Consider the following 24,025-nt stretch of genomic DNA (forward strand, 5'->3'; position numbering starts at 1 on the left):
GGACGCCGACCCCTCCGGTAGCGGCGCAGGGTCCCGACCGGCGAGCCGCCCGCGCCGTTCCGGGGTCGGCTGGGTAGCGTCTGGCCATGCAGCAGCGGTTCCTCGGTTCCAGCGGTCTCGCGGTCTCGCGACTGGGTCTGGGCACGATGACCTGGGGCCGCGACACCGACGAGCACGAGGCCCGTGAGCAGCTGATCGCCTTCGTCGAGGCGGGTGGGACGCTCGTCGACACGGCAGCCGGCTACACCGACGGCGACTCCGAACGCCTGATCGGCTCGCTGATCGGCGATGTGTGCGAGCGCGACGAGATCGTGCTGGCCACCAAGGCGGGGATCAGCCGCCGGGGTCGCGAACGCGTCACCAACGCCTCCCGGGGCCACCTGATCGCGGCTCTGGACGCGTCCCTGAAGCGGTTGGGCGTCGACCACGTCGACCTGTGGCAGGTGCACGTCTGGGTCGACGACGCCCCGCTCGAGGAGACGCTCTCGGCTCTCGACTACGCGGTCAGCACCGGCCGGGCGGCGTACGTCGGGGTGAGCAACTACACCGGCTGGCAGTCCGCCCAGGCGGCCACGTGGCAACGCGCGGTGCCGGGCCGGCCACCCCTGGTCTCCCACCAGGTGGAGTACTCGCTGCTCAACCGGGCGGTCGAGGCCGAGGTCATCCCCGCGGCACAGGCACTCGGGCTCGGAATCCTGCCCTGGTCCCCCCTGGGCCGGGGCGTGCTCACCGGCAAGTACCGCGGCGGCACCCCGGCCGACTCCCGTGCGGCGTCGCCGCACTTCGCGTCCTTCGTGGGCCGCTACCTCGACGTGCCCTCGCAGCGCATCGTCGAGGCCGTCGCCCGGGCCGCGGACGGCCTGGGCTGGTCGATGCTCGAGGTGTCCCTCGCCTGGGTGCGTGACCGTCCCGGCGTCACCGCCCCGATCCTGGGGGCACGTACCGCAGCCCAGCTGCGGGACTCGCTGGGCGTGGAGGCGTGCGAGCTGCCCGTTGAGATAATCGAGGCGCTCGAGGACGTCTCGGCCGGCCTGGAGGTGAGCACATGACATCGGCGAAGGCACGCAAGCAGGAGCGACGGGCGCTGCGCCCGGGCGTGGAGTACGAGTTCGACAAGCTGGTGATCCCGCCCGAGCACTCCCGTGGTGCGGTCACCCGGATGCTCGTGGACCTCGCCGAGCACGGCGGCTGGGAGCTGGACCGGCTGCGGCTGGCTCCCGACGGGACGCGGCGGGTGCAGCTGCGCCGGCGGATCATCCGGCAGCGGATCGCCTACCTGATCTAGAGCTTGCCCAGGAAGCGGTCGAAGACGCGGGCACCGAACTCGAGTGCGTCCACCGGGACGCGCTCGTCGACGCCGTGGAACAGGGCGGTGAAGTCGAGCTCGGCGGGCAGCCGCAGCGGGGCGAACCCGAAGGCACGCATGCCGAGCTTGGTGAAGTGCTTGGCGTCGGTGCCGCCGCTCATCAGGTACGGCGCGACCAAGGCGTCGGGGTCCTCCTCCAGCAGTGAGCTCGTCATCGCCGCGGCCATCTCCCCGTCGTACGGCGTCTCCAGCCCGGCCTGCTTGCTGATCCACTCGATCTCCACGTCGGGACCGGCGAGCTCGCGCAGCGTGGCCACGAAGTCCTCCTCGTGGCCCGGCAGGAAGCGCCCGTCGACCTGGGCACTGGCCTGTCCGGGAACCACGTTCACCTTGTAGCCCGCCTGGAGCATGGTCGGGTTCGTGGTGTTGCGGATCACGGCGCTAAGCATCCGGGAGGCGGACCCGAACTCCGCGACGAGCTCCTCGGCGTTCTCCGGGGTCGCCTCGGTGCCGGCGAGCTCGCCCACCGCGGCCAGCAGCACCTCCATGGTGGGCGTCAGCACGACCGGCCACTGGTGCCGGCCGATCCGCGCGACCGCCTCGGCGAGCGTGGTGACCGCGTTGTCGGGGTGCCGCATCGAGCCGTGGCCGGCGTGGCCCTTGGCCGTGAGCCGCATCCACGCCATCCCCTTCTCGGCCGCCTCGATCAGGTAGAGACGTCGGCCCCGCACGGTCGTGGAGAAGCCTCCGACCTCCCCCACGGCGAAGGTGCAGTCCTCGAACCACTCCCGGTGGTGCTTGACCAGCTGACCGGCCCCCCGGTGGCCCCCCGCCTCCTCGTCGGCGGTGAAGCAGAGGACGAGCGGACGATCCGGCACCGCGCCTGCCCGCGCCCGGGCCCGGACGGTGGAGAGGAGCATCGCGTCGAAGTCCTTCATGTCGACCGCACCCCGGCCCCAGACCTGGCCGTCGTGGACCTCGCCGCTGAACGGAGGGATCTGCCAGTCCGAGGCGTCCGCAGGTACGACGTCAAGGTGCCCGTGCAGCAGCACGGGGTCCCCCGTCGAGCCGCCCCACCGGGCGACGACGTTGGTGCGCCCCGGCTCGGCCTCCCACAGCTCGCTCTCGATCCCGACCTCGTCGAGGAGCGCAGCCACGTGCTCGGCGGCCAAGCGCTCCCCGGGTCCCGGTTGGTCCCCGTAGTTCGTGGTGTCGATGCGGATCAGGTCGCGGCAGATCTCCGTGACCTCGGCTGCGGGGTCGTAGCCGGCAGGGTCGGCTCGGTGGGCGCTCATGCCCACATCCTGCCCCAGCGAGGGGGCTGGGAATCAGCGCAGGTGCCGGGCGCCCGCGTGCGGGGTCATCGCCCGAGGATCGGACCAGCGCACGACGCCCGCCCCGGTCACCACGCCGAGCTGGAGGGCTTCGGCCGTGGGTCGGCTGCGGGTGGTCTCCCAGGCGCGGGACCGGCGCCAGTTCTCGCCGAAGACCTGGATCTCCAGGACGGTGGCGCCGCGCGGTGCGCGCTCCACCGATCGCTCGCACCAGGCACGCGCGGACGCCATGTCGGGCCAGCGGCGCTCGACCAGGATCTCCTCGAAGCCGTCCTCCTGGGGAACCCGCATCTGAACGCGTCCCAGAGCTGTGGTCCCGATCCCGGTCAGGTCTCGCGCCGGGGCCTGCGTCTCATCCATGCACGGAGGTTAGAGCCGCGGAGGCGCCAAGGGGGCCTTGACGCCGGTGAGGGCCGACACCTGTCTAGCCCGGAGACCCCCGGAACTCGCCTGAGCCCGGTTTGTCGGCTATTTCGTGAAAGCGTCCTTGACGTTGCCGGCAGCGTCCTTGAGGTTCTCGACGGTGTCCCGGAGCGAGGCCTCGGCCTGGTCGCCCTTGCCCTCGCCCTCGAGTCGCTCGTTGTCGGTGACCTTGCCGGTCGTCTCCTTGACCTGCCCCTTGACGTCCTTGAACTTGTTGCTGGCCTTGTCCTCGGCACCCATGACGTGTCCTCTCGTGGTCGGACTGCGGACCCTAGCGAACCCGTGCTCGTGTGACGTCGGTCAACATTTCGGACTGCGCTGAGCGTGAATGGGTCTCGGAACTGTGACGGCGCTAACAAGTGCTAGCACACGTAACTTGAACTAACGCGGCGTGTCGCTCACCTTGGAGGGACGCGTTGCTTGCTATAGGCAGCACGCCGAACTGAAACACCAGCTGCGAAGAAGCGCCCCGCTCGTCTCGCCTGGTGAGCCCCCTCACAGAAACCTCGGACGAGCACGAACGGGACCTCCCGTGTGGCGCAGAGGAGCGGATCCCAACACCCCATGTTCAAGAACCCCCTGGTCCGGCGCATCCTGGCACCGACTCTGCTGGCCGCGTCGGTCACCACGGCCACCGTGGCCTCCCCTCCCCCGGCCGGCGCCGCGGCGCCCGCCAACAGCAAGGTGGAGGTCGAGGCGAATGCCTCGGAGCCGCAGGTCTTCACCCCCGAGCTGATCATCCCCCGGTCCGAGCCGGAGCCGGAGTCCGCGCCGGAGCCGGCCCCCCTTGAGTCCGCGGCGCCCGCGCCTGCCGCTCCCCCGGTCGAGGCGAAGCCCGCTCCGGCGCCGAAGCCGGCCGCGAAGCCGAAGCCGGCGGTGAAGGCGAAGCCGGCTGCGAAGCCGAAGCGGAAGAAGGCGAAGCGCTGGGTCCTGCCGGTGCGCAACTACGTCCTCACGGGGCGCTTCGGCCGGTCCGGCGCCCGGTGGGCCAGCACCCACACGGGTCTGGACTTCGCCGCCCCCAAGGGCACCAGGATCCGCTCCGTCGGCTCCGGCAGGGTCATCGCGACGTACTACCACTCGGCCTACGGGAACATGACCATCGTGCGGCACAAGACCGGCACCGTGTTCTGGTACTGCCACCAGAGCCGGACCGTCGCGAAGCCCGGTCAGAAGCTGAAGGCCGGGGACACGATCGGTCGCGTCGGCTCCACCGGCAACTCCACCGGCCCCCACATGCACCTCGAGGTGCACCAGCCCCGGCAGGGTGCAGTGAACCCCGAGCGCTGGCTGCGCAAGCGGGGCCTGAACGCCTGATCCCCGGCACCCACAAGGCTCTGAGGAGCTCGAACCGAAGGCCGTCGCGGAGCTCCCTCCAGCTCCGCGGCGGCCTTCGTGGTCCCGGTCACGCCGGGAAGGGCGGGCGTTGGAAATGGCGTGTCCAACGTTCTGAAAAAGTGATCGTGCTAACGCCTGCTAGCGTCGAAAAACGCAGGTCAAGCGCATTCCGAGCGTTAAAATATAAGTGGTTGCTAGCGATAAGCAGCGACCAGATTGACAGTCCAGTTGTGGGAAGCGCCTCGGCTCGTCCCCCGTCTGGGCCCCCTGGGACCCCTGTCACCACCCGGGGCGAGTACGTGCACCTCCCGCACTAGCGCAGAGGAGATGCATCCAGATGCTCAAGACACCCACGTTCCGTCGCATCCTGACCCCGGCCCTGCTGGCCGCCTCGCTGACCACCGCGAGCCTCGCCACAGCGCCCTCCGCAGCCGCGTCGGCCCCGAAGGCCGGAGCGACCACGTCGAAGGCCGAGAAGGGCACGCCCGTGCCCGAGGTCTTCACCCCCGAGGAGATCAGCCCCGTCCCCGAGGCGAGACCTGAGACGCCCGAGCCGAAGGCGGACACCGGGCAGAAGCCTGCCCCCGCGGCCCCGGTGAAGAAGGTGAACAAGGTGAAGAAGAAACGATGGATGCTCCCCGTCCGCGACTACGTGCTGACCGGTCGCTTCGGCGGCACGGGAGCGCGGTGGGCGAGCAGCCACACCGGTCTCGACTTCGCGGCGCCCAAGGGCACCAGGATCCGCTCCGTCGGTTCCGGAAAGGTCATCTCGACCAGCTACCACAGCGCCTACGGGAACATGACCGTCGTGCGGCACAAGACCGGCACCGTGTTCTGGTACTGCCACCAGAACAGGACCGTCGCCAAGCCGGGTGAGCACCTCAAGGCCGGGGAGACCATCGGCCGCGTCGGCTCCACCGGCAACTCGACCGGTCCCCACCTGCACCTCGAGGTGCACCAGCCCAGGCAAGGGGCAGTCAACCCCGAGCGTTGGCTCAAGGCACGGGGACTGGGCGCCTGACCCGGTAACCGTCCGCGGCAGGTCATCGCAGGGCTCTTGCGAGCCCTGCGATCTCCGCCGCTCCCGGGTCATGACCCGGGAAGTACGCACACACCCGTTCGGCCACGTCGCCGAACCGCTCGAGCAGCTCGGTTCCGCACTCCTCGGGCGAGCCCACCACCGCCAGCGTCCGGACCATGTCGTCGGTGACCAGCGAGCCCATCGCGGCGAGGTCGCCTCGTTTGGACAGCGCGTTCAGCTCGGGCTGGAGATCACCCCAGCCCTCCACCTCCAGGACCGCTCGGTACGCCGGGGTGGAGCCGTAGAACGCCAGCAGCAGGCGGACCCCCTCCATCGCCGCGGTGAGCGACTCCTCGGTCCGGCCCATCGCCAGGATCGCCTGCGGGAAGACGTCCACGTGGGAGCGTCCGGAACGGGCCAGCCCCTCCGCAACTGCGGGGAGCGTCCGCTCCCGGAAGTGCCGGCGGCTGTGGAACGGCATCACCAGCAGTCCGTCCGCCACCTCCGCGGCCGTTCGCGTCATCACCGGCCCGAGCGCCCCCAGCAGCACCGGGGGCGGCCCGAAGGGGTTCGGGCCCGGCACGAACGTCGGCGGCATCAGCGTGTGCCGCGTGTGCTCGCCGCGGAAGTCCAGCGCGGTGCCGTCCTGCCACGACGCCAGGATCGCCTTGACCGCGAGCACGATCTCGCGCATCCGTGCCGCAGGAGGCGACCAGGTCGCGCCGTACCTGTTCTCGATGTGCGGCCGCACCTGCGACCCCAGGCCCAGCCGGAACCGGCCCCTGCTCATCAGCTGCAGGTCCCAGGCCGCGTGCGCCAGGTGCATCGGGCTGCGCGGCATCGCGATCGCCACGTTGGTCATCAGATCGGTCTCGACCGTCCCCGCGCACACGGCCAGCGGCAGGAACACGTCGTGGGGGCCCTCGAAGGTGAACAGCCCTGCGGCACCCGCGGCGACGAGCTCACGGGCGCGCTCGGCGGACCGGTCGGGGGAAGCGTCCAGCTGGAGGTCGAGCAGCACGGTGCGCCGGCCCGCTACATCGGGGGTGCGCTGGTGTAGATCGCCTTGTACTCGGTGTACTGGGCCAGGCCCTCGGGACCGAACTCCCGCCCGACCCCGGAGGCCTTGTAGCCCCCGAACGGCGCCGCGAAGTCCATCGTGTAGGTGTTCACCCCGTAGGTTCCGGTGCGCACCCGGCGGGCCACGTCGAGCCCGGCCGCCGCGTCCGCGGTCCACACGGTGCCGGCGAGGCCGTACTCGGAGTCGTTGGCGATCCGCACCGCGTCGTCCACGTCGTCGTAGGCGATCACCGAGAGCACCGGCCCGAAGATCTCCTCCTGCGCGATCCGCATCCGGTTGTCGACGTCGGCGAACACCGTGGGACGGACGTACCAGCCACGGTCGACGCCGTCGGGCATCCCGAGCCCTCCGGTGACGATGCGGGCGCCCTCCTCCTGCCCGAGCGCGATGTACTTCTCCACCCGCTCCTGCTGCCGGCGCGCCACCATCGGGCCCACCTCGGTGGCCGGGTCGGCGGGGTCTCCGACGGTCATGGCGCCGACGGTCTCGGCCAGGGCGTCCACGACCTCGGCGTACCGGGAACGGCTGGCCAGGATCCGGGTCTGGGCCACACAGGCCTGCCCGCTGTTCATCAACGCGGTGAACTTCAGCCCCTCCATCGTCGGAGCCAGGTCGGCGTCGTCCAGGACGATGGCCGCGGACTTGCCGCCGAGCTCGAGGCTCACGCGCTTGAGCTGCTGGCCGCACACGGAGGCGATGGAGCGCCCCGCGGCCGTGGACCCGGTGAACGCGACCTTGTCGATCCCCGGGTGCGCGACCAGGTGGGCGCCGACCTCGCGGCCCCCGGCGACGATGTTCACCACCCCGTCCGGGACGCCGGCCTCGACCAGCAGCTCGGCCATCAGGTAGGCGTCCAGCGGCGTCTCCGGCGCGGGCTTGAGCACGACGGTGCAGCCGGCCAGCAGGGCCGGGACCACCTTGGAGATCGTGGTGAACTGCGGCACGTTCCACGGCGGGATCGCGGCGACCACCCCCACCGGCTCGCGGCGTACGACGACGACGTCGGCACCGAGCGCGCCGGGGCGGATCTCCTCCCAGCCGAACTCGCGGGCGATCGCCAGGAACGCCTCGATCATCATCCAGGGCGCCGGCGACTGGGCCAGCTGGGAGAAGGACGTGGGCGAGCCCATCTCGGTGGTGATCAAGTTGCCCATCTCCTCCATCCGCCCGGCGTAGAGGTTCGCGAACTCCTGCACCACCGCGATCCGCTCCTCGGGAGGCGTCCGGGGCCACGGGCCCGAGTCGAAGGCGCGGCGCGCGGCTGCAACGGCGGCGTCGATGTCGGCGGTCGTCCCCTCAGGCACGGTGGCGACCACCTCCTCGGAGTGGGGCGAGACCACCTCCAGGAGGGATGCGGAGGAGGGCGCTGCCCAGCCGCCGTCGATGAAGAAGCTGTCGCGGTCGAGATCCATCGGGGAGTCCTATCGGGTCAGGGTGCGGTGGAGAACCAGTCGGTGAAGCCGGTCGGGTCGTGGCGGCCGATGCAGAAGTGCTCGAGCAGGCCCCAGCCCTCGACGGTGCGCCCGCCCTCGCGGAGCAGGGCGCGCCCGACGTGGTCGACGCAGCCGAACATCATCCGGCCCTGCACCGCGTCGTCCGCCAGGTCGTAGGTGAGCCGCTCGGCGTACTTCTCGCCCTTCCAGGTGCCGTGCAGCCAGTCGGGGTCGCCGCCGTACCCGCCGCCCGCGTGGAGCGGAGTCGCCAGCAGCGAGGACACCTCGAGCTCGAGGGGCTCCCCCGCCGGCGTGGTGCAGCCGATGGTGGCGCCGGTCGGCGTACGGGTGCCGGAGGCGTAGTGCACCTTCACCTGCGGCCAGCCGAGCTGCTCGACGCGGCCGTCGCGATGCACCCGGTGGCAGTCATTGAGGGTGCGATACCCGTCTGGGTCCTCCTGGAGGATCAGCACGATCGCGAAGTCGTCGAAGCGCATCGGGACGTAGAGCCACCACATCCCGTCGAAGGGCGGATCGGTCGGGGCGCCGGGTGGCTCGGACTCCCCCACCGGGCGAATGCCCCAGGACCGGTCCCGGGTCCCGACCCAGGTGTCGGGGCTGACCTCGACCCGCTCGCCGTCCACGACCAGGTGTCCGCTCCAGGTGCCGACCTGGGCGAACCTCTGCGCATCCAGCGTGGTGCGGGCACCGGCCCGGAGCACGTGCCGCTGCTCCTGGATCACGGGGAAGGACCCCTGCCAGGTCAGGTCCGCCGCGATCCCCTCGGTCTCCTCCAGGGTGAGATGGAGCTGCTGCAGCGGTTCCACCACGTCGATGCGGTAGCCGCCGACGTGCTGGTTCAGCCGGTCGTCGTCGATCAGGTCGGAGAGGTGCACCGCCGTCTGCCGGCCGTCCCGGGCGACCAGCAGGAACGCGTCCTTGGTGCCGAGGTTGGGGTAGTAGCCCAGGCCGGTGATCACGAAGATGTCACCGGTGCGGTCGTGGGCGTTGAAGTAGCACCGGTCGTAGAAGTTGCGGTCGCTGCTGGCGGGCCAGGTCACCGGCAGCGGCGCCTGGTGCAGGGGGTACTCGTCGAGGTGGCTGACCATCAGGCACCGACCTTCGCCAGGAGGCTCTCGAACAACGGCCGGTGGTGCATCAGCCCGTCCACGTCGTCGGGGCGATCGATCTCGCCGAAGTGGATCTGGCGGGCGCCGGTGCGCATGAACACGATGGCCCACTGCAGCGCGTTGTAGACGTGGTACCAGTCGAGGTCGCCCAGGGTGGTCCCGGTGAGCTGCTCGTACGTCGCGACGACGTCCTCCTCCCGCAGGAGGTGCGGCATCCCCGGCAGCTCCAGCAGGCCGGTGATCGACTCGAAGACGCGGTGCGCGAACACCATCCAGGAGACGTCGAGCTCGCGGGGACCGAGCGTGGCCATCTCCCAGTCGAGGACGCCGACCGGTTCGAAGGCGGCGTACAGGACGTTGCCGATGCGGGCGTCGCCCCAGCACAGCACCGCCTCCTCGGTGTCTGGCAGGTGCGCATCCAGCCACGCAAACGCCCGCTCGGCGATGATGGAACGTCCGACGCCGGGAACCGCGAAGTCGTACCAGGACCGGGTGCGGGCGAGGTTGCGCGCGAGGGCGGTCTCCCCCTGGTGGGCCGGGTTGAGGAAGGCGAAGGTGGCGGCTGCGTCCGGGATGGAGTGCAGGTCGGCCACGACCTTCACGGTGGCGTCCTGCAGCCGGCGCTGGTCCGCGAGCGGGGCGTCGTGGAGCCAGTTGTCGCCGAAGTTGTAGGGGAGCACGTCGCGCGGCACCAGGCCGTCGATGCGGTCCATCAGGAAGAACGGCGTGCCCAGGACCTCCCCGGTGGTCTCCAGCCACCGGACCTGCGGGACCGGGACATCGGTGGTCTCCCCCACGATCCGGATGGCGGCGTGCTGGTCCTGAAGCGCGTAGCGCTCGAAGACGGGGACGTCCTCGGTCGCGGGCTGCACCCGGGCGACGTACTCGCCGGTGCGCTGCTGGCCCTCAGCGGTCCAGGTCACGTCCAGGAGCACCGTCTCGGAGGAGAGGCCGTTCTCCTCGATGCCGGCGTGGACCACGACGGCAGGCTCGGCGCCCTCGGGCAGCACGGTCGCGAGCCAGCTGGTGAGGCGGGCCCGGAGTGCCTCGGGGTCGCGACTGGAGCGTTGCAGGGTCATGTCCGCGGCCGGCGGTGTCTGGGTCACTGCGCTCCCTCGTGCCCGCACTCGTGTGACGAGTGTCTCGGCTTCTGACAGCATGGGTAGAACATGTTCTAGTGTCAACCGTCGGGAGCCCCATGCGCACCACCGTCGCCCTGAAGACCGGGCCCAACGCCGACTTCACCTTGGAGCACCTGGAGCTCGACGCTCCGCGTGGCGACGAGATCCTGGTCCGGGTGGTCGCGGCCGGCCTCTGCCACACCGACGTCACCGTGCCCGCCCTGTTCCCGCAGGAGATGTTCCCGTTCGTCCTCGGGCACGAGGGCGCAGGCGTCGTGGAGGCGGTCGGCCCCGACGTGGTGGGCGTCCGGGTGGGCGACCACGTGGTGATGAGCCTGCGCTCGTGCCGCGCGTGCGCCCAGTGCGCTGCCGGGAGTTACGGCTACTGCGACTCGAACCTGGTGCTGAACTACATGGGGATGCGGATGGATGGGTCCACGACGTACTCGCGCCGGGGGACGCCGGTGTTCGGGTCCTTCTTCGGCCAGTCGAGCTTCTCCCAGCACGCGCTCGCCTACGCAGACAACGTCGTGGTCATCGACCCGTCTCTGGACCTGACCCGGGCCGCGCCGTACGGCTGCGGCTTCCAGACCGGGGCGGGGGCGGTGCTCAACGTGCTGCAGCCCGCCGAGGACGACTGGCTCGCGGTGTACGGCGCCGGGGCCGTGGGGCTGTCCGCGATCGCGGCCGCCGCCGGTGCCGGGGTGCGCCAGGTGGTCGCGGTCGACCTGGTCCCGGAGCGGCTGGCGCGGGCCGCGCGGCTCGGGGCCGTCACGATCAACCCCGCCGAGCTGGGCGAGCAGACCGTGGTCGAGGCGGTGAAGGAGGCGACCGGCGGCGGATCCACGCACGCCATCGACACCACCGCCGTCCCCGGCGTGCTGACCGGGGCCGCGCAGGCGCTCGCCGTCCGCGGCACGCTGGTGGTGCTCGGCCTGGGCGCGCCGGAGTTCAGCATCGACGCGATCGACCTGTTGCAGCAGGGCAAGGTCGTCCGCGGCTCCGTGGAGGGCGACTCGGACCCGCAGGAGATGGTGCCGCGGCTCCTCGAGCTCAACGCCGCTGGCAGGTTCGACGTGGACGACCTGGTGGTGACCTACCCGTTCGAGGAGATCAACCAGGCCGTGGCCGACTCCGTCCTCGGAGCCGTGGTCAAGCCGGTGCTGGTCTGGTGAGGCTGCGGGCGCAGGCCACGATCTCGTCCAGGTCGAGCCCGTACGCCGGGGCCGCGGTGTCCTGGTAGCGAAGCAACCGGCCCGCGGCTCGCTCGACCAGCCGCTCGGCCCCCACCGCGTTGCCGCGGGCATGGTGGGTCAGGCCCACGCAGATCTGGGCGAGCCCCTGCCACAGCTCGCGTTCCTCCTCGGGACAGGACTTCCAGCGCGCCTCCAGCACCTCGTGGGCCGAGAACGGCCGGCCCTGGTCGAGCAGCTCCCGGGCGAACCGGATCGTCTCGTCGGCGGGAAGCGGGTCCTCCGAGACCGGCTCCACGCCGGTGGCGCCGTACGGCAACGGGCGGCCCAGCTCGTCACGGGGCCGGGCCTGTCTGGCGCGGCCCTCCTCGTCCCGGTCTCGTTCACTGCTCACGTCGTCACGTCCATTCCCGTGATCCTAGAGCCGCCCGGGCGACAGGTACGTTTGCTGCCATGCGGCCGTTCAGGGAGGACCGTCGCGCCTCGTGGTGGGAACGCGTCTCCGCCCGCAGACCCGATCCGATCCTCACGGTCGACCTGCTCCAGACCGGCAAGGCCGCCCTTGCCGGCGTGCTGGCCTGGGTCATCGCGACGGACGTGCTGCACCTCGAGCAGGCGTTCCTCGCCCCGTGGTCGGCGGTCCTGGTGGTGCACGCGACCGTCTACCGCACGATGTCGCGAGGCGGCCAGCAGATCGCGGCCACTTTCGCGGGGGTGTTCCTGGCCTGGGGCTGCGGCGAGCTCCTGGGTGTGGGTGCTGTCGGCATGGGCGTGATGCTGCTGGTGGCGTTCGCCCTGGGCCGGAACCGCTGGCTGCGGGAGGAGTCGACCACCATCGCCACGACAGCGATCGTGGTGCTGGCCACCGGGGCCATCAACGAGTCGAACCTGCTGCTGAGCCGGTTGCTCGACACCACGGTCGGCGTGCTCGTCGGCCTGCTCGTCAACCTGCTGGTGTGGCCGCCTCTCGGTGACCGGGCGGCCTGGGCTCGCGCGGCCGAGCTGCCGAGCGAGCTGGCCGATGTGCTCGCCAAGATGGCGGCGAACACGGCGTCGAACCTCGAGCCGGCTGTCGCCGAGCAGTGGGTGGCCGACCTTCGCCTCCTCGACGAGCGCCTCGACGAGGCGTGGCACCTGCTCGGCCAGGCGCGGGAGAGCACCAAGCTGAACCCGCGACGCAGCCAGCCGGCCGGGTTGGACGACCTCGTGCGCATCCTGCAGCTGCTCGAGCAGGCCGTGGCCGACACCATCAGCATGGCCCGCACGGTCGCCACCAGCGCCGCGAACGAGACCTTGTGGGAGGAGGAGTTCCGCGCCCCCTGGAAGGAGCTGCTCGAGCAGACCGCGCAGGGGGCCCATGACCAGGACGAGCAGTGCCTGCGCGAGGTGCGGTCGCGGCTGAACGTGGTCGCCAACGACCTGTCGACCGACAACCTCGCCGGCAGCGCCTGGCACGAGTACGGCGGCCTCCTGGTGAACCTGCGCAACGTGGTGGACGCGATGCTGGAGCTCACCGAGTGGGGCAAGGGCTCTGCCTTCTCACCGCCCCGGGTCAAGCGCCAGCGGCCCAGGCTGCGCCGTCGGGGAGGCAGCGGCGGCTCCTGACTACTCGGCGACCACGCATCCGCTGGCCGTCTTCACCGAGACGAAGCCGGGTTCGAGCTGCACCACCAGTGCGGCTTCGGTCTCGCCGTTCGCGAACGTCATCGCGCGAAGCGCGCCGCCGCCACGTCGCGTGTCGACCAGGCTCAGGTCAGCGCGTTCCGCAGCAGCGCTCACCTTGGAGATGTCCGCACTGGTGTAGGGGCGCGGCTCGGTCGTCTCCGCCGCCATGATCCGCTGCCACCCGTCACCGGTTCCGCAGTCCCCAGCCTTCAGTGGGGCGTGGTCCCAGGGGGCGTCCGTGCCGAGCATCAGCTGGACCTCGGCCTGGAGACGGTTCTGGGTCGTGTTCGCAGCACGTGAAAGCTGCTGCGCGGGGGACTTCGCCTGAGGGCGACTCCGGGCCTCCCCGCCGGAGTCAGGGGCATCGTCACGGACTGCTGTGAGAGCCGCGATCGCCGCCATGACCCCCACGACGGCGAGCACGGCGACGAGGACGAATCCGATGGCGAACCGGTGCGGATGCGTGGTGTGGAACGGCAGCAGGCCGGGGAACTCCTTGTCGAACTGCTGGACGGTGACGGCCGCGGGATCGGTGGTCCATCTGACCCGGTCCCCCGCGATTGCGACGAGGTCCTCCTCGGACCACATCTCGATGTTCAGCCTGAAGCTGCCCCCGTCGCCGGCGAAGACCAGGTAGCGGGACTCGAACCCGTGCTGGTCGACGACGAGCCGGGCAGCGGCGGTGGTGTACTCGTCCAGCCTGATCGTGGTCCAGCGCCCGTAGCTCCGGAACGTGAGCTCGGCCGCCGACACGGTGACGCTGAGCTGGCGCGGGAGCGTCAGACGCCAGATGAGCACGAGGACGAGGGTGACCACCGCGGTCCACCCCATGATGGGCAGCACCCTGGCGGGGCCGAGTGCGAAGAAGCCGCCGGCTCCGAGCGGCACTGCGGTCAAGAGCGCCGTGAGCGCGGCACGGTAGGGCTGCTTGCGCTTGCTGCGGTGCCGGAGGTCGGGGGCGTAGCGAACGCTGCCGTCGGGGAGAGGGGTGCGACTCACCGGGGCACCCTCGCACGCCCACGACGCGCGCGGGGGGCGGCTCGCCTGGGGCAGCGATCACCGAGCCACCACGTCATTCACACCCCCGGGTCGGTGCCGGGGTCTCCGGCTCTAGCAGAGCTCGGCCAGGAGATCGGCTGCCCGGGCCGCCCCGTCGGTCTCCACGGGACGGCCGTTCGAACCGGCCGCGAGCGTCGTCGAGGCGAGCACCTGCGGATCGCAGGCCCGCGCGTAGTCCAGGTGCCGGCCCGCGCCGTACCGCTCCAGTCGGTGGCGCACGGGGAACGTCTGCTCGAAATGGTGTCGCAGCGGGACGTGCACGAAGGGCGTTCCTGCTGCGGCCAGCTCCATGCACGTGGACAGACCACCCGGGAGGCGGCAGCGGCGATGTTCCCCAGCCCCAAGCCCGTGGAGTACTACCTGCGCCACGTATACACGAAGCTCGGGATCAACGACCGGGCGCGCCTGGCTGCGGCCCTGGCCGAAGCGCCTCGCCGGACTGTTCGGACCAGCCTGTCGTAGAGGACGGATTCTGACCTGAACGCTTCCTACGCTTTCTGTGCCGCTACTCACCAGCTGCCGAAGGAGGCCGTCATGAGCACCCCCGCTGGATACACCACCGTCGCCCCGTGGATCGTCACCGACGACACCCGAGGGCTGCTCGAATTCATCGCCGAAGCGTTCGGGGGCATCGACCCCGGGTTGGTGCCGCTTGAGGACGGAACGATCGGCCACGCCGAGATCTGCGTGGGAGACACCGTTCTGCTCGCCTTCGATCGGAAGAAGGGCTGGCCCCGCACCCGTTCGCTGTTGCGCGTGTTCGTCGAGGACACCGATGCTGCGACGACCGCGGCGGTGGCTGCCGGTGCGACGATCGTGACACCGCCGCTGACGCAGGCGTTCGGTCAGCGCATCAGCCGGGTTCGTGATCGGTTCGACAACATCTGGTGGATCTTCGCCACCGTCGAGGACGTTGCCCCCGACGAGGCATTGCGCAGACTTTCCGAGCCCAGGTACGCCGAGGCCATGCGCCAGGCACAGGAGAGCCTGGATCGAGAGCTCAGCGGCCCCGAAGACAGCGAGGCCAGTCCTCCGGCCGCGCTCTAGCCAGCGCTGCGCCTGCGAGGCAGTACTCACCTCGATGTTCCCCAGATGTTCCCCGGGGCCCTGGACGCAGAACAGCCTCTGACCTGTTCTCGCAGGTCAGAGGCTGTTTCTCTACGTGTCCGAGGGGGGACTTGAACCCCCACGCCCGATAAAGGGCACTAGCACCTCAAGCTAGCGCGTCTACCTATTCCGCCACCCGGACAAGCGACCGCAACCTTAGCAACAGGCCGCCCGAACAAGTAATCGGGGTCGGTACCCGTCACCAGCCACCGGGCAACGGCCTGCCCTCGGCGAATCCGGCCGGGGACTGCACCCCGACCACGGCGCGTTCCGCGAACGAGGCGAGGTCGCTGGAGCCGGTGTAGGTGCAGGCCGAGCGGACCCCGGAGCAGATCTCGTCGACGAGGTCCTCGACGCCGGGACGATCCGGGTCCAGGAACATCCGCGAGGAGGAGATCCCCTCCTCGTAGAGGGCCTTGCGGGCGCGGTCGAAGACGCTCTCGTTCGACGTACGGTTCGCGACGGCTCGGGCCGAGGCCATCCCGAAGCTCTCCTTGTAGGGGCGCCCGTCGGCGCCCACGTGCAGGTCCCCGGGGGACTCGTGGGTGCCGGCGAACCAGGAGCCGATCATCACCTGCGAGGCGCCTGCCGCCAGCGCGAGCGCCACGTCGCGGGGGTGCCGCACTCCCCCGTCCGCCCACACGTGCTTGCCGTGCCGTCGCGCCTCCTGGGCGCACTCCAGCACCGCGCTGAACTGCGGCCGGCCGACCCCGGTCATCATCCGGGTCGTGCACATCGCGCCGGGCCCGACGCCGACCTTGACGATGTCGGCACCGGCCTCGATCAGGTCGCGCACCCCGTCGGCGGCGACCACGTTGCCGGCCACGACGGGCACGGCCGGGTCGAGGGCACGTACGACGGCCAGCGCCTCGAGCATCCGCTCCTGGTGCCCGTGGGCGGTGTCCAGGACAAGGCAGTCCACGCCCATCTCGAGCAGGCGACGGGCCTTGCCTGCGACGTCGCCGTTGACCCCGACTGCCGCCGCGATCCGCAGCCGACCGTGCTGGTCGAGCGCGGGCTCGTAGATGGTGGAGCGCAGCGCCCCGGTCCGGGTCAGGATCCCGACGAGCTCGCCGTCGTCGCCCACCGCGGGCGCGAGGCGGTGCCGGGAGGAGGCGAGGACGTCGAAGGCCTCGCGCGGGTCCATCGTGGCCTTCAGCGTGACCATGCCGGTCGTCATCGCGTCGCCCACCTGGGTGAACCGGTCGACACCGAGGCAGTCGGCCTCGGTGACCAGCCCGACCGGTACGCCGTCCTCGAGCACGACCGCAGCCCGGTGGGAGCGCTTGGGCAGCAGCGCCAGGGCGTCGCTGACGGTGTCCTGCGGGGAGAGGGTGATCGGTGTCTCGAAGACTGGATGCCGGTTCTTGACCCAGGCGACGACCTCCTCGACCACGTCGAGCGGGATGTCCTGCGGGATCACGGCCAGTCCACCGCGGCGGGCGATGGTCTCGGCCATCCGGCGACCGGAGACAGCGGTCATGTTGGCGACCACGATCGGGATCGTCGTACCCGTCCCGTCAGTGGAGGCCAGGTTCACGTCGTAGCGGGACGCGACCGCCGAGCGACGCGGCACCATGAAGACGTCGTCGTAGGTGAGGTCATACGCTGGCTGCGTGTCTGAGAGGAATCGCACGGAAACCGAATCTACCGGGCAGGTGTTCGAGGCCGAAGCTGTGACCGGTGTCGCGCCGGGACGGGTGAACCTGATCGGTGAGCACGTGGACTACAACGGCGGCCGGTGCCTGCCGATGGCGCTGCGCCAGCGGACCCAGGCCGTGGTCAGCCCGAGGTCCGACGACCGGGTGCGCGTCACCAGTGCGGAGCGCCGCTGGGAGGGCTCGGTCGACGAGCTCGCCGGGGCGGATCCGTGGGCGCTCTACGTGACCGGGGTGCTGCTGGCCCTCGGCGTACGCCGCGGGATGGACATCGACATCACCAGCGACGTCCCGATCGGGGCGGGGCTTTCCAGCTCGGCCGCACTGGAGTGCAGCGTCGCCGTGGCCGTCGACGAGCTCTTCGACCTCGGGCTGACGTCGCAGGAGCTGGTCGAGGCGTGCATCCGCGCCGAGCAGGACCACGTGGGGGCCCCGACCGGGGGGCTGGACCAGACGATCGCGGTGTACGCCGAGCCGCGGCACGCCCTGCTCATCGACTTCGCCGACGGCACCCGTGAGCAGGTGCCGTTCGATCCGGAGGCCCACGGTCTCGCGCTGCTCGTCATCGACACCCGGGTCAGCCACGAGCTGACCGACGGCGGCTACGAGACCCGCCGTGACGAGGCCTGGGCGGCTGCGGAGAAGCTCGGCGTCAACCACCTCGGTGAGCTCACCGGGAGCGAGGCGATGGACGACCTGCCGGATCCGTTGCGGCGCCGAGCACAGCACGTCACCAGTGAGATCTCACGTGTCGATGCGTTCGTGGAGGCACTGCGCCGTGACGACTGGGCCGCCCTCGGTCCGCTGCTGCAGGCCTCGCACGTCTCGCTGCGCGACGACTACGAGGTCTCCTGCGAGGAGCTGGACGTCACCGTCGACGTGGCGGTGCAGGCGGGCGCCGTCGGCGCCAGGATGACCGGCGGCGGCTTCGGCGGTTCCGCGATCGCCCTCGTCCCCGTGGAGCGGATGGCCGCGGTCGAGGCTGCAGTGACCACCGCCTTCACCGCCCGCGGCTGGAAGTCCCCCGACTTCATCACCGCCGCCCCCGGCCACGGCGCCACCACCGTCCCCGAGTAGTCGAGACCCCAAGGTGGTCGAGCAGCGAGCGAAGCCTTGCGTCGAGCAGCGAGCGTCAGCGAGTGGTCAGTCGAGACGAGCGGACAGTCGAGACCACTCCGTGAGTCGAGAACAAGACCCGACCCCGCCGGGACTCAGTCGTCAGGCGGTTCTCGCCCCACGGCTCTCATCCGGCGTACACCCGGCGGCGGGTCGAACCTGAACTCGTTGGGTCCGGTGCGGGTGATCCGCCACGGCCCGGCGTGGATCAGGCGGTGGTGGTGGCCGCAGAGCAGGATCGTGTTCGAGAGTGAGGTCTCGCCGCCCTCGCACCAGTGCACAAGGTGGTGGGCGTGGCACATCACCGGTGGACGGGTGCAGTTGGGGAACCGGCAGCGCTTGTCCCGGGCGACCAGCGCCTCCCAGATCGCCGCGGAGGCAAGCCGCATCTGCCGGCCGACGTCGAGGACCTCGGAGACGCCACCGAGCACGATCGGGATGATGTCGGCGTCGCAGGCCATCCGGCGTACGGCTCCGGCGTAGAGGTCCTCGCCGGTCTCGGTGGTGCCGAACCCGGACAGCTTCTTGAGGTCCTCGAAGTCGATGGTCACCGAGACCCGCGGTCGGGCGCCGTGGCACTCGGGAAGCAGGTCCACAGTGGCGGCGCGGTCGCAGAGCTCCACCAGCGCGTCGAGCATCCGGGCGCCGTGGTCGCGCGGGTCGCGGCCGTCGTGCCCGCAGCCGGGGATCTCGCAGGTGCCGGGGTCACAGACCGGTCCGGCGGCGGGCTGGGGCTTGGCCAGGGGCAGCAGGGTGGCGCGGAGCTTGGCGCCGTCCTCGGCCGAGCAGCGGCCCTTGATCCAGCAGCCGCCGGCGGTGTCGAACCGGATGCAGAGGTCGCGGTCGAGGTGGGCGGCGCGTTCCTCGCGGTCCAGCTCGCGTTCGGCGCGACGCTCCTCGCCGTCGGGATCCACGATGGAGACGAGGACGCGGCCGACCTTGGCCAGGTCGGTGGCGTCCAGTGCCTTGGCCTCGGCGAGCATCGCGTGCACGCCACGGGTCCGGAGGTCAGGGTTCGTGGGAAGGGCGTCGACAGCGCGCTCGATCACCTGGGCCTTGGTCACCGAGAGCCAGCCGTCGGCCAGTGCGTCACCAACCGGCGCACCGGGGTGTGCACGGCTGCCGCGAGCCGCACCGTCGCCGCGCCGGTGCCCTTGCGGCCGCCCGCGACCGCCGTCACGAAGTCCTGGGTCGAGGCCCAGCCGACCGGCTTCACAGCGTGGCTGACTTCCAGCTCGTGGACCACTTGAAGCTCGACGGCATCCAGGGTCGACTTCAGCCCTTCGATCTCGGCGACGGTGTCCATCAACTCCTCGCCACGACCGGCCGCCCACAAGGTGTCGATCATGCCGTCCACCTCGCCGCGGATCCTGGCCAGCGCAGCCGCGACTCCCCCGGCGCAGGAGGCGCCGGCGGAGTGTCCGGCTGGGAAGTCATGAGTCAATCCAAGCATCGAGCACTGACAGGAATCTTCGAGAATCCCCTTGTTCTATGGGGATTCAGGGATATATCTGGACGGTTTCCTGTGAGGTGGATCCGCTGGAAGGTGGAGCGTGCGCCTTGGGTTTGGCTGTGGCGTCGCCCGAGTGGTCTCGACTATCCGCTCGCTTCGCTCGCTGCTCGACCACCTATGGGTCCCTTGAGTGGCCTCGACTGTTCGCTCGCTTCGCTCGCTGCTCGACCACGTATGGGTCGCCTGAGTGGTCTCGACTGTTCGCTCGCTTCGCTCGCTGCTCGACCACGTATGGGTCGCTTGAGTGGTCTCGGCTGTTCGCTCGCTTCGCTTGCTGCTCGACCACGTATGGGTCGCCTGAGTGGCCTCGGTTGTTCGCTCGCTTCGCTTGCTGCTCGACCACGTATGGGTCACCTGAGTGGTCTCGACTATCCGCTCGCTTCGCTTGCTGCTCGACCACCTATCGGTCCGCTTGAGTGGTGTCGGCTGTTCGGTCGCTTCGCTTGCTGCTCGACCACCTTTGGGTCGCCGGAGTGGCCTCGACTGTCCGCTCGCTTCGCTCGCTGCTCGACCACCTATGGGTCACCTGAGTGGTCTCGACTATCCGCTCGCTTCGCTCGCTGCTCGACCACCTTGTGGGTCCGGAGTGGTCTCGGCTGTTCGCTCGCTTCGCTCGCTGCTCGACCACCTATGGACTGCCGCTCGACTGGCTACCTTGCGGCTGGTCGGGCACCGCAGGGCGGTGGTGCTCAGCTGCGGGGTGGGGCTCTGGTAGAGATCGCCCATGGACAACACCTGGTGGAGCCTCCCCTGCGCCGAGCCCTCCGAGGCGCATCGTCGGGACGCGCTGGAGCGGCAGGGACAGCTCACCAAGCCCGCAGGCTCCCTTGGGCGGCTCGAGGAGGTCGCGGTGACCCTGGCTGCGCTACAGGGACGGGAGCGACCCTCCGCGGACCGGGTCCCGGTGCTGGTCTTCGCCGGTGACCACGGCGTCGCCCGGCGGGGCGTCTCGGCGTACCCGCCCGAGGTCACCGTGCAGATGCTGCACAACTTCATCGGCGGCGGGGCGGCGATCTCGGTGCTCGCACGCCAGCTGGGCCTGCCCCTGACCGTGGTGGACGTGGGCACGCTCGCCGAGGAGCCGATCCCGGGTGTGGTCGACGACAGGACTCGCCGCAGCACCGCCGACTTCACCACCGAACCGGCGATGACCGAGGCCGACCTGGCGCACGCGCTGGACGCCGGCCGCCGCGCCGTCGCCGAGGCGTTGGCCGCCGCACCCGCCGGGGGCACCGACCTCGTGGTGCTCGGTGAGCTCGGCATCGGCAACACCACCTCCGCCAGCGCGGTGGCCGCCGCCGTACTCGGCGAGGACCCCGCCCGGCTGGCCGGGCCAGGAACCGGCCTCGACAACGAGGGCGTACGCCGCAAGGCAGCCCTGATCGCCGAGGCGCTGGAGCTGCACGGGCCGGCCATCACCGAGGCGGACGTTCCTGCCTACGAGGCGCTGCGCCGACTGGGCGGGCTGGAGATCGCCGCGCTGACCGGGGCAGTGCTCGCCGCGGCACAGCAGGGCGTACCCGTCCTGGTCGACGGGCTGATCGTCTCGGCGGCTGCGCTGGCCGCAGTCGGCATCAACCCCGGCTGCCGCGAATGGCTGGTGTTCTCCCACCGGTCCGCCGAACAGGGCCACGCGCGGGTGCTGGAGGCGCTGGACGCACGCGAGCTCCTCCAGCTCGACCTGCGGCTCGGCGAGGGCTCGGGTGCCGCGCTCGCCGTACCGCTGCTGCGGCTCGCGTGCGCGCTGCACAACGAGATGGCGACGTTCGCTGAAGCCTCGGTCTCCGACCGTGGCTAGCGGACCCGTGCAGGTGCTGCGCGCCCTCAGCGTCGCGTTCGGGTTCATGACCCGGCTCCCGATGCCGGCGGTCAAGGACTTCGGTCCGCGCGACCTGGAGCGGGCCTCGACCTACTTCCCCGTCGTGGGCCTCGTCCTGGGGGCGGGCGTCGCCGCGTCCCTGGCGTGGGCACCCGGCGGTCCGTGGGTGGGCGCCTGGCTCGGCCTGCTGATCTGGGTCTGGGTGACCGGGGCGCTGCACCTCGACGGCCTCGGCGACGTCGCGGACGCGTTCGGGGCCGCCCACCGCGTGCCGGAGCGGTTCTACGAGGTGCTCAAGGACCCGCACATGGGGGTCTTCGGTGTCGTCGTGGTGCTGATGCAGGTGCTCACCAAGCTGGTCCTGCTCGCCGAGCTGGCCCCCTCCGGATGGTGCTGGGGCATCCTGCTCGTCCCGGCGTGGGCCCGCTGGTCCACGATGCTGTGCGGGCGCGTCGTCCCCCGGTTCGACGGCAGCGCCGCCGAACCGCAGACCGCGCCCACCAGCTGGACCCCGATCATTGTGTGGGCCGTGCTGCTCGGCGGCCTCGCGCTCTGGCTCGCGCCGGTCACCCTGGTCGCGCTCCCCCTGGCCGGACTCGTGATCCTCTACTGGCGGCTGCGGCTCGGCTGGGTCTCCGGCGACTGCTTCGGCGCCAGCATCGAGGTCATCGAAAGCGTCCTGATCGCCGCCCTCGTGCTCGCAGCAGCCGTCCAGCTCTAGGTCGCCGCGACCCCGATGCGGCCGCTGCGGAACGCCTCGACGAACAGCGCGTGGTCCCGGCGCACGCGCTCCGCGTAGGCGAGGGCGAACTCCACCAGGTGGTCGCCGAACTCGCGGCGGCGGCCCTTGAGTGAGGCCACGATCGCGCCCTCGACCTGGAAGTCGACCAGGTCCTGGTCGCTGTCCTCGTCCGAGGCGCAATGCACCTTGGCGGTCGCCTGCCCGAGCAGGTCCACCACGGCAGCGATGTCGTCGGGCTCGGTGATGTTCGCCCAGTCGAGGTCGACCTCGTAGGGCGAGACCTCGGCGACGACGTAGCCCACGCCGCCGAGCTCGGCGTACCCCAGCAGCGGGTCGGTGTGCACCTGCAGCGCGCGCTGGCTCACCACCGTGCGATGGCCCTCGTGGTCGAAGTAGCGGCCGACTGCCGCACTGTCCACGAACCTGCTCAGCGCCGGCACATTGGCCTGCTTCATGGACAGCACCACGTCGTTGTCCAGGGCCTGGCTGTAGCCCTCGACCAGCAGGTTGTACGCCGGGAGCCCGGCACTGCCGATCCCGAAGCCCGACTTGCCCACCACGTCGCGCAGCTCGTAGAACAGCTCGCGATCAAACCGCTTGGAGGGCGGGATCGTGTCCAGGTAGGACTCGAACGCCGCCGCCACCGCGTCGCGCTCCTTCGCGGGGAGTCGGCGGATGCTGGCGTCCTCGGTGAACACCCGGACGTGGTTCTCGACATGGGTCATCTCGTCGAGCAGGTCCGCCCTGCGGATCGACCGCGCGGCGACCAGGGCGTCCTGGACCGGGCCGGCGGTGTTGTCCAGGTGCAGCCCGAAGTCCTCGTCCTGTGCCGTGCTCGCGTAGTGGTCCACCTGCTTGAGATAGGAGCGGAGGTAGCGGCGGATCAGCGACTCGATGTCCTTCTGCGGCAGCGCCTTCTGCCACGCCATCAGGGCCAGGCTGGCGACGAACCGCTGCAGGTCCCAGCTGAAGTGGCCGATGTAGGCCTCGTCGAAGTCGTTGACGTCGAAGACCAGCCGCCCGTCGGAGCTGAGGTAGGTGCCGAAGTTCTCCACGTGCAGGTCGCCGTGGATCCAGATGGCGCCGCTGCGCTCGTCGACCCACGGGTCACGGGTGGCCGTCACGTCGGCGTAGTAGAGGCAGGCCGCGCCGCGGTAGAACGCGTGCGGGTCGGCTGCCATCTTGCGGTACTTGGCGCGGAACGCCTTCGGGTCGGCCCGCATCAGCGGGGCGAACGCGTCCCGGAAGACCTCGATCACCAGATCGGTCCGGCGGGCGTCGTTCATCCGGGGCACGATGCTCACGAGGTGCCCCCTTCCGGGAGCCGCTCCGGCACGCGCAGACCAGCCGAGCGCAGCTCGAGACGCGCCAGCCGGTCGATCACCGCCGGGTCGCCGCGGCGCCACGCGCCGGCCGGGTCCGGGTCGATCCGTGCGAGCACGTGCAGCGGCTGCGAGGACATCGCCCGCAGGGCGAACAGGTCGAGGTCGGCGCCGGAGTCCACGAACTTCCGCCCCGCGGTGGGCCGGCGGACGAACGCGATCCGCGCGGGCAGGTAGAACCCCAGCACCACCAGGATCGGGATCAGCGCCACCGCCAGGCCCAGCCAGTTGGCGAGGCTGCCCACGGCGTCGACCTGCTGCTGACCGGCGGCGGCCAGCCCGCTGGCGGCCTTCCCGGCGTCGTCGAACGGGCTGCTCGCCTGGTCACCCACGAGCGGCACGTCGGCCACGATCCTGCCGGCGTCGCGGAGCCGCTCGGCCAGGTCGCTGGCCGACGAGTCGATCTTGCGCCCGGGGGTCGCGAGTCCCAACGTGGCGTCATGGACCTGGTCGGCGACCGTGATCCACAGCCACACCCAGACCACGACAGCCAGGTCCCCCACGATCTGGAGAGTGCGACGGACGCTGGTGTCGGCGTACAGCTTGAGGCTCATACGGTGACTGTGCCCGCTGGCCTCAGCTTG

General features: G+C 70.8%; 26 protein-coding genes and 1 tRNA gene. 11 read left to right on the top strand and 16 right to left on the bottom strand.

The window, feature by feature from the left end; genetic code table 11:
* The first annotated feature begins 86 nt into the window (after positions 1-86).
* Entirely contained in the window at positions 87-1,049 is a 963-nt protein-coding gene (locus AC4BGB_RS01335; protein ID WP_490544165.1) for an aldo/keto reductase, read from the top strand.
* Entirely contained in the window at positions 1,046-1,285 is a 240-nt protein-coding gene (locus AC4BGB_RS01340) for a DUF5703 family protein (RefSeq protein ID WP_490544166.1), read from the top strand. Before AC4BGB_RS01335 ends, AC4BGB_RS01340 begins: the two co-directional genes overlap by 4 nt.
* Here the strand turns inward: AC4BGB_RS01340 and AC4BGB_RS01345 are convergent.
* The 3 genes from AC4BGB_RS01345 to AC4BGB_RS01355 form a co-directional block, all read right to left on the bottom strand.
* Positions 1,282-2,601 (bottom strand): M20/M25/M40 family metallo-hydrolase, encoded by a 1,320-nt coding sequence (locus AC4BGB_RS01345; RefSeq protein WP_490544167.1) that lies wholly within the window; start codon positions 2,599-2,601, stop codon positions 1,282-1,284. The genes AC4BGB_RS01340 and AC4BGB_RS01345 overlap by 4 nt on opposite strands.
* A gap of 33 nt (positions 2,602-2,634) precedes the next feature.
* A complete protein-coding gene (locus AC4BGB_RS01350; RefSeq protein WP_490544168.1) occupies positions 2,635-3,000 on the bottom strand; it encodes a hypothetical protein in 366 nt (121 codons plus the stop codon).
* A gap of 108 nt (positions 3,001-3,108) precedes the next feature.
* Positions 3,109-3,303 carry a CsbD family protein gene (locus AC4BGB_RS01355; protein ID WP_490544169.1) on the bottom strand — a complete coding sequence of 65 codons (195 nt, stop codon included), beginning with the start codon at positions 3,301-3,303 and terminating at the stop codon, positions 3,109-3,111.
* A 324-nt stretch (positions 3,304-3,627) separates the two neighbouring features.
* Between AC4BGB_RS01355 and AC4BGB_RS01360 the strand changes: the two genes are divergently transcribed.
* Positions 3,628-4,380, top strand: a complete 753-nt coding sequence (locus AC4BGB_RS01360; protein WP_490544170.1) for a M23 family metallopeptidase — start codon at positions 3,628-3,630, stop codon at positions 4,378-4,380.
* 358 nt (positions 4,381-4,738) lie between these two features.
* Positions 4,739-5,422, top strand: coding sequence for a M23 family metallopeptidase (locus tag AC4BGB_RS01365; RefSeq protein ID WP_490544171.1), 684 nt, complete (start codon positions 4,739-4,741; stop codon positions 5,420-5,422).
* A gap of 22 nt (positions 5,423-5,444) precedes the next feature.
* Here the strand turns inward: AC4BGB_RS01365 and AC4BGB_RS01370 are convergent, their stop codons facing one another.
* From AC4BGB_RS01370 to AC4BGB_RS01385, 4 genes are read right to left on the bottom strand one after another with little or no spacing between them, the layout of a single operon-like run.
* A complete protein-coding gene (locus tag AC4BGB_RS01370; RefSeq protein ID WP_490544172.1) occupies positions 5,445-6,443 on the bottom strand; it encodes a TIGR03617 family F420-dependent LLM class oxidoreductase in 999 nt (332 codons plus the stop codon).
* A gap of 14 nt (positions 6,444-6,457) precedes the next feature.
* Positions 6,458-7,915, bottom strand: a complete 1,458-nt coding sequence (locus tag AC4BGB_RS01375) for an aldehyde dehydrogenase (RefSeq protein ID WP_490544173.1) — start codon at positions 7,913-7,915, stop codon at positions 6,458-6,460.
* A gap of 17 nt (positions 7,916-7,932) precedes the next feature.
* Positions 7,933-9,045 carry an Rv3169 family protein gene (locus AC4BGB_RS01380; RefSeq protein ID WP_490544174.1) on the bottom strand — a complete coding sequence of 371 codons (1,113 nt, stop codon included), beginning with the start codon at positions 9,043-9,045 and terminating at the stop codon, positions 7,933-7,935.
* Positions 9,045-10,172 carry a phosphotransferase family protein gene (locus AC4BGB_RS01385; protein WP_490544175.1) on the bottom strand — a complete coding sequence of 376 codons (1,128 nt, stop codon included), beginning with the start codon at positions 10,170-10,172 and terminating at the stop codon, positions 9,045-9,047. Before AC4BGB_RS01385 ends, AC4BGB_RS01380 begins: the two co-directional genes overlap by 1 nt.
* A 92-nt stretch (positions 10,173-10,264) precedes the next feature.
* On the opposite strand from AC4BGB_RS01385, the gene AC4BGB_RS01390 reads away from it, so the two are divergent.
* A complete protein-coding gene (locus AC4BGB_RS01390) occupies positions 10,265-11,362 on the top strand; it encodes an NAD(P)-dependent alcohol dehydrogenase (RefSeq protein ID WP_490544176.1) in 1,098 nt (365 codons plus the stop codon).
* Here the strand turns inward: AC4BGB_RS01390 and AC4BGB_RS01395 are convergent.
* Positions 11,340-11,774, bottom strand: coding sequence for a DUF309 domain-containing protein (locus tag AC4BGB_RS01395; RefSeq protein WP_490544177.1), 435 nt, complete (start codon positions 11,772-11,774; stop codon positions 11,340-11,342). The two genes, AC4BGB_RS01390 and AC4BGB_RS01395, sit on opposite strands and share 23 nt — an antisense overlap.
* Positions 11,775-11,833: 59 nt before the next feature.
* Between AC4BGB_RS01395 and AC4BGB_RS01400 the strand changes: the two genes are divergently transcribed.
* On the top strand, positions 11,834-12,985 hold the full coding sequence (locus tag AC4BGB_RS01400; RefSeq protein WP_490544178.1) for an FUSC family protein: 1,152 nt from the start codon (positions 11,834-11,836) through the stop codon (positions 12,983-12,985).
* Here the strand turns inward: AC4BGB_RS01400 and AC4BGB_RS01405 are convergent, their stop codons facing one another.
* Both AC4BGB_RS01405 and AC4BGB_RS01410 read right to left on the bottom strand, forming a co-directional pair.
* Complete coding sequence (locus AC4BGB_RS01405) at positions 12,986-14,044, bottom strand: hypothetical protein (protein WP_490544179.1); 1,059 nt, start codon at positions 14,042-14,044, stop codon at positions 12,986-12,988.
* Positions 14,045-14,155: 111 nt separating this feature from the next.
* The gene (locus AC4BGB_RS01410; protein WP_490544180.1) at positions 14,156-14,323 is read right to left on the bottom strand and encodes a hypothetical protein; all 168 of its coding nucleotides are present in this window, start codon (positions 14,321-14,323) and stop codon (positions 14,156-14,158) included.
* Between the two features lie 108 nt (positions 14,324-14,431).
* On the opposite strand from AC4BGB_RS01410, the gene AC4BGB_RS01415 reads away from it, so the two are divergent.
* Both AC4BGB_RS01415 and AC4BGB_RS01420 read left to right on the top strand, forming a co-directional pair.
* Positions 14,432-14,566 carry a hypothetical protein gene (locus AC4BGB_RS01415; RefSeq protein ID WP_490546767.1) on the top strand — a complete coding sequence of 45 codons (135 nt, stop codon included), beginning with the start codon at positions 14,432-14,434 and terminating at the stop codon, positions 14,564-14,566.
* A 72-nt stretch (positions 14,567-14,638) separates the two neighbouring features.
* Entirely contained in the window at positions 14,639-15,151 is a 513-nt protein-coding gene (locus tag AC4BGB_RS01420; RefSeq protein ID WP_490544181.1) for a VOC family protein, read from the top strand.
* 116 nt (positions 15,152-15,267) lie between these two features.
* On the opposite strand, the gene AC4BGB_RS01425 is transcribed toward AC4BGB_RS01420, so the two are convergent.
* Together AC4BGB_RS01425 and AC4BGB_RS01430 are read right to left on the bottom strand one after the other, a co-directional pair.
* Positions 15,268-15,353: transfer RNA gene (locus AC4BGB_RS01425), tRNA-Leu, on the bottom strand.
* Between the two features lie 57 nt (positions 15,354-15,410).
* A complete protein-coding gene (locus AC4BGB_RS01430) occupies positions 15,411-16,847 on the bottom strand; it encodes a GuaB1 family IMP dehydrogenase-related protein (RefSeq protein ID WP_490544182.1) in 1,437 nt (478 codons plus the stop codon).
* On the opposite strand from AC4BGB_RS01430, the gene galK reads away from it, so the two are divergent.
* Entirely contained in the window at positions 16,828-17,946 is a 1,119-nt protein-coding gene (gene galK / locus AC4BGB_RS01435; RefSeq protein ID WP_490544183.1) for a galactokinase, read from the top strand. The two genes, AC4BGB_RS01430 and galK, sit on opposite strands and share 20 nt — an antisense overlap.
* Before the next feature lie 134 nt (positions 17,947-18,080).
* On the opposite strand, the gene AC4BGB_RS01440 is transcribed toward galK, so the two are convergent.
* Both AC4BGB_RS01440 and AC4BGB_RS01445 read right to left on the bottom strand, forming a co-directional pair.
* The gene (locus AC4BGB_RS01440; protein ID WP_490544184.1) at positions 18,081-19,049 is read right to left on the bottom strand and encodes an HNH endonuclease signature motif containing protein; all 969 of its coding nucleotides are present in this window, start codon (positions 19,047-19,049) and stop codon (positions 18,081-18,083) included.
* Positions 19,046-19,342, bottom strand: a complete 297-nt coding sequence (locus AC4BGB_RS01445; protein ID WP_490544185.1) for a hypothetical protein — start codon at positions 19,340-19,342, stop codon at positions 19,046-19,048. Before AC4BGB_RS01445 ends, AC4BGB_RS01440 begins: the two co-directional genes overlap by 4 nt.
* A gap of 880 nt (positions 19,343-20,222) precedes the next feature.
* Here AC4BGB_RS01445 and cobT point away from each other — a divergent pair.
* Positions 20,223-21,296 carry a nicotinate-nucleotide--dimethylbenzimidazole phosphoribosyltransferase gene (gene cobT / locus AC4BGB_RS01450; RefSeq protein ID WP_490544186.1) on the top strand — a complete coding sequence of 358 codons (1,074 nt, stop codon included), beginning with the start codon at positions 20,223-20,225 and terminating at the stop codon, positions 21,294-21,296.
* A complete protein-coding gene (locus tag AC4BGB_RS01455) occupies positions 21,289-22,038 on the top strand; it encodes an adenosylcobinamide-GDP ribazoletransferase (protein ID WP_490544187.1) in 750 nt (249 codons plus the stop codon). The genes cobT and AC4BGB_RS01455 overlap by 8 nt, the downstream gene beginning before the upstream one ends.
* On the opposite strand, the gene AC4BGB_RS01460 is transcribed toward AC4BGB_RS01455, so the two are convergent.
* Both AC4BGB_RS01460 and AC4BGB_RS01465 read right to left on the bottom strand, forming a co-directional pair.
* Positions 22,035-23,363 carry a DUF2252 domain-containing protein gene (locus AC4BGB_RS01460; RefSeq protein ID WP_490544188.1) on the bottom strand — a complete coding sequence of 443 codons (1,329 nt, stop codon included), beginning with the start codon at positions 23,361-23,363 and terminating at the stop codon, positions 22,035-22,037. The genes AC4BGB_RS01455 and AC4BGB_RS01460 overlap by 4 nt on opposite strands.
* The gene (locus tag AC4BGB_RS01465) at positions 23,360-23,995 is read right to left on the bottom strand and encodes a hypothetical protein (protein ID WP_490544189.1); all 636 of its coding nucleotides are present in this window, start codon (positions 23,993-23,995) and stop codon (positions 23,360-23,362) included. The genes AC4BGB_RS01460 and AC4BGB_RS01465 overlap by 4 nt, the downstream gene beginning before the upstream one ends.
* Positions 23,996-24,025 lie beyond the last annotated feature (30 nt).

This window comes from Nocardioides sp. Z30_9 (assembly GCF_058215735.1).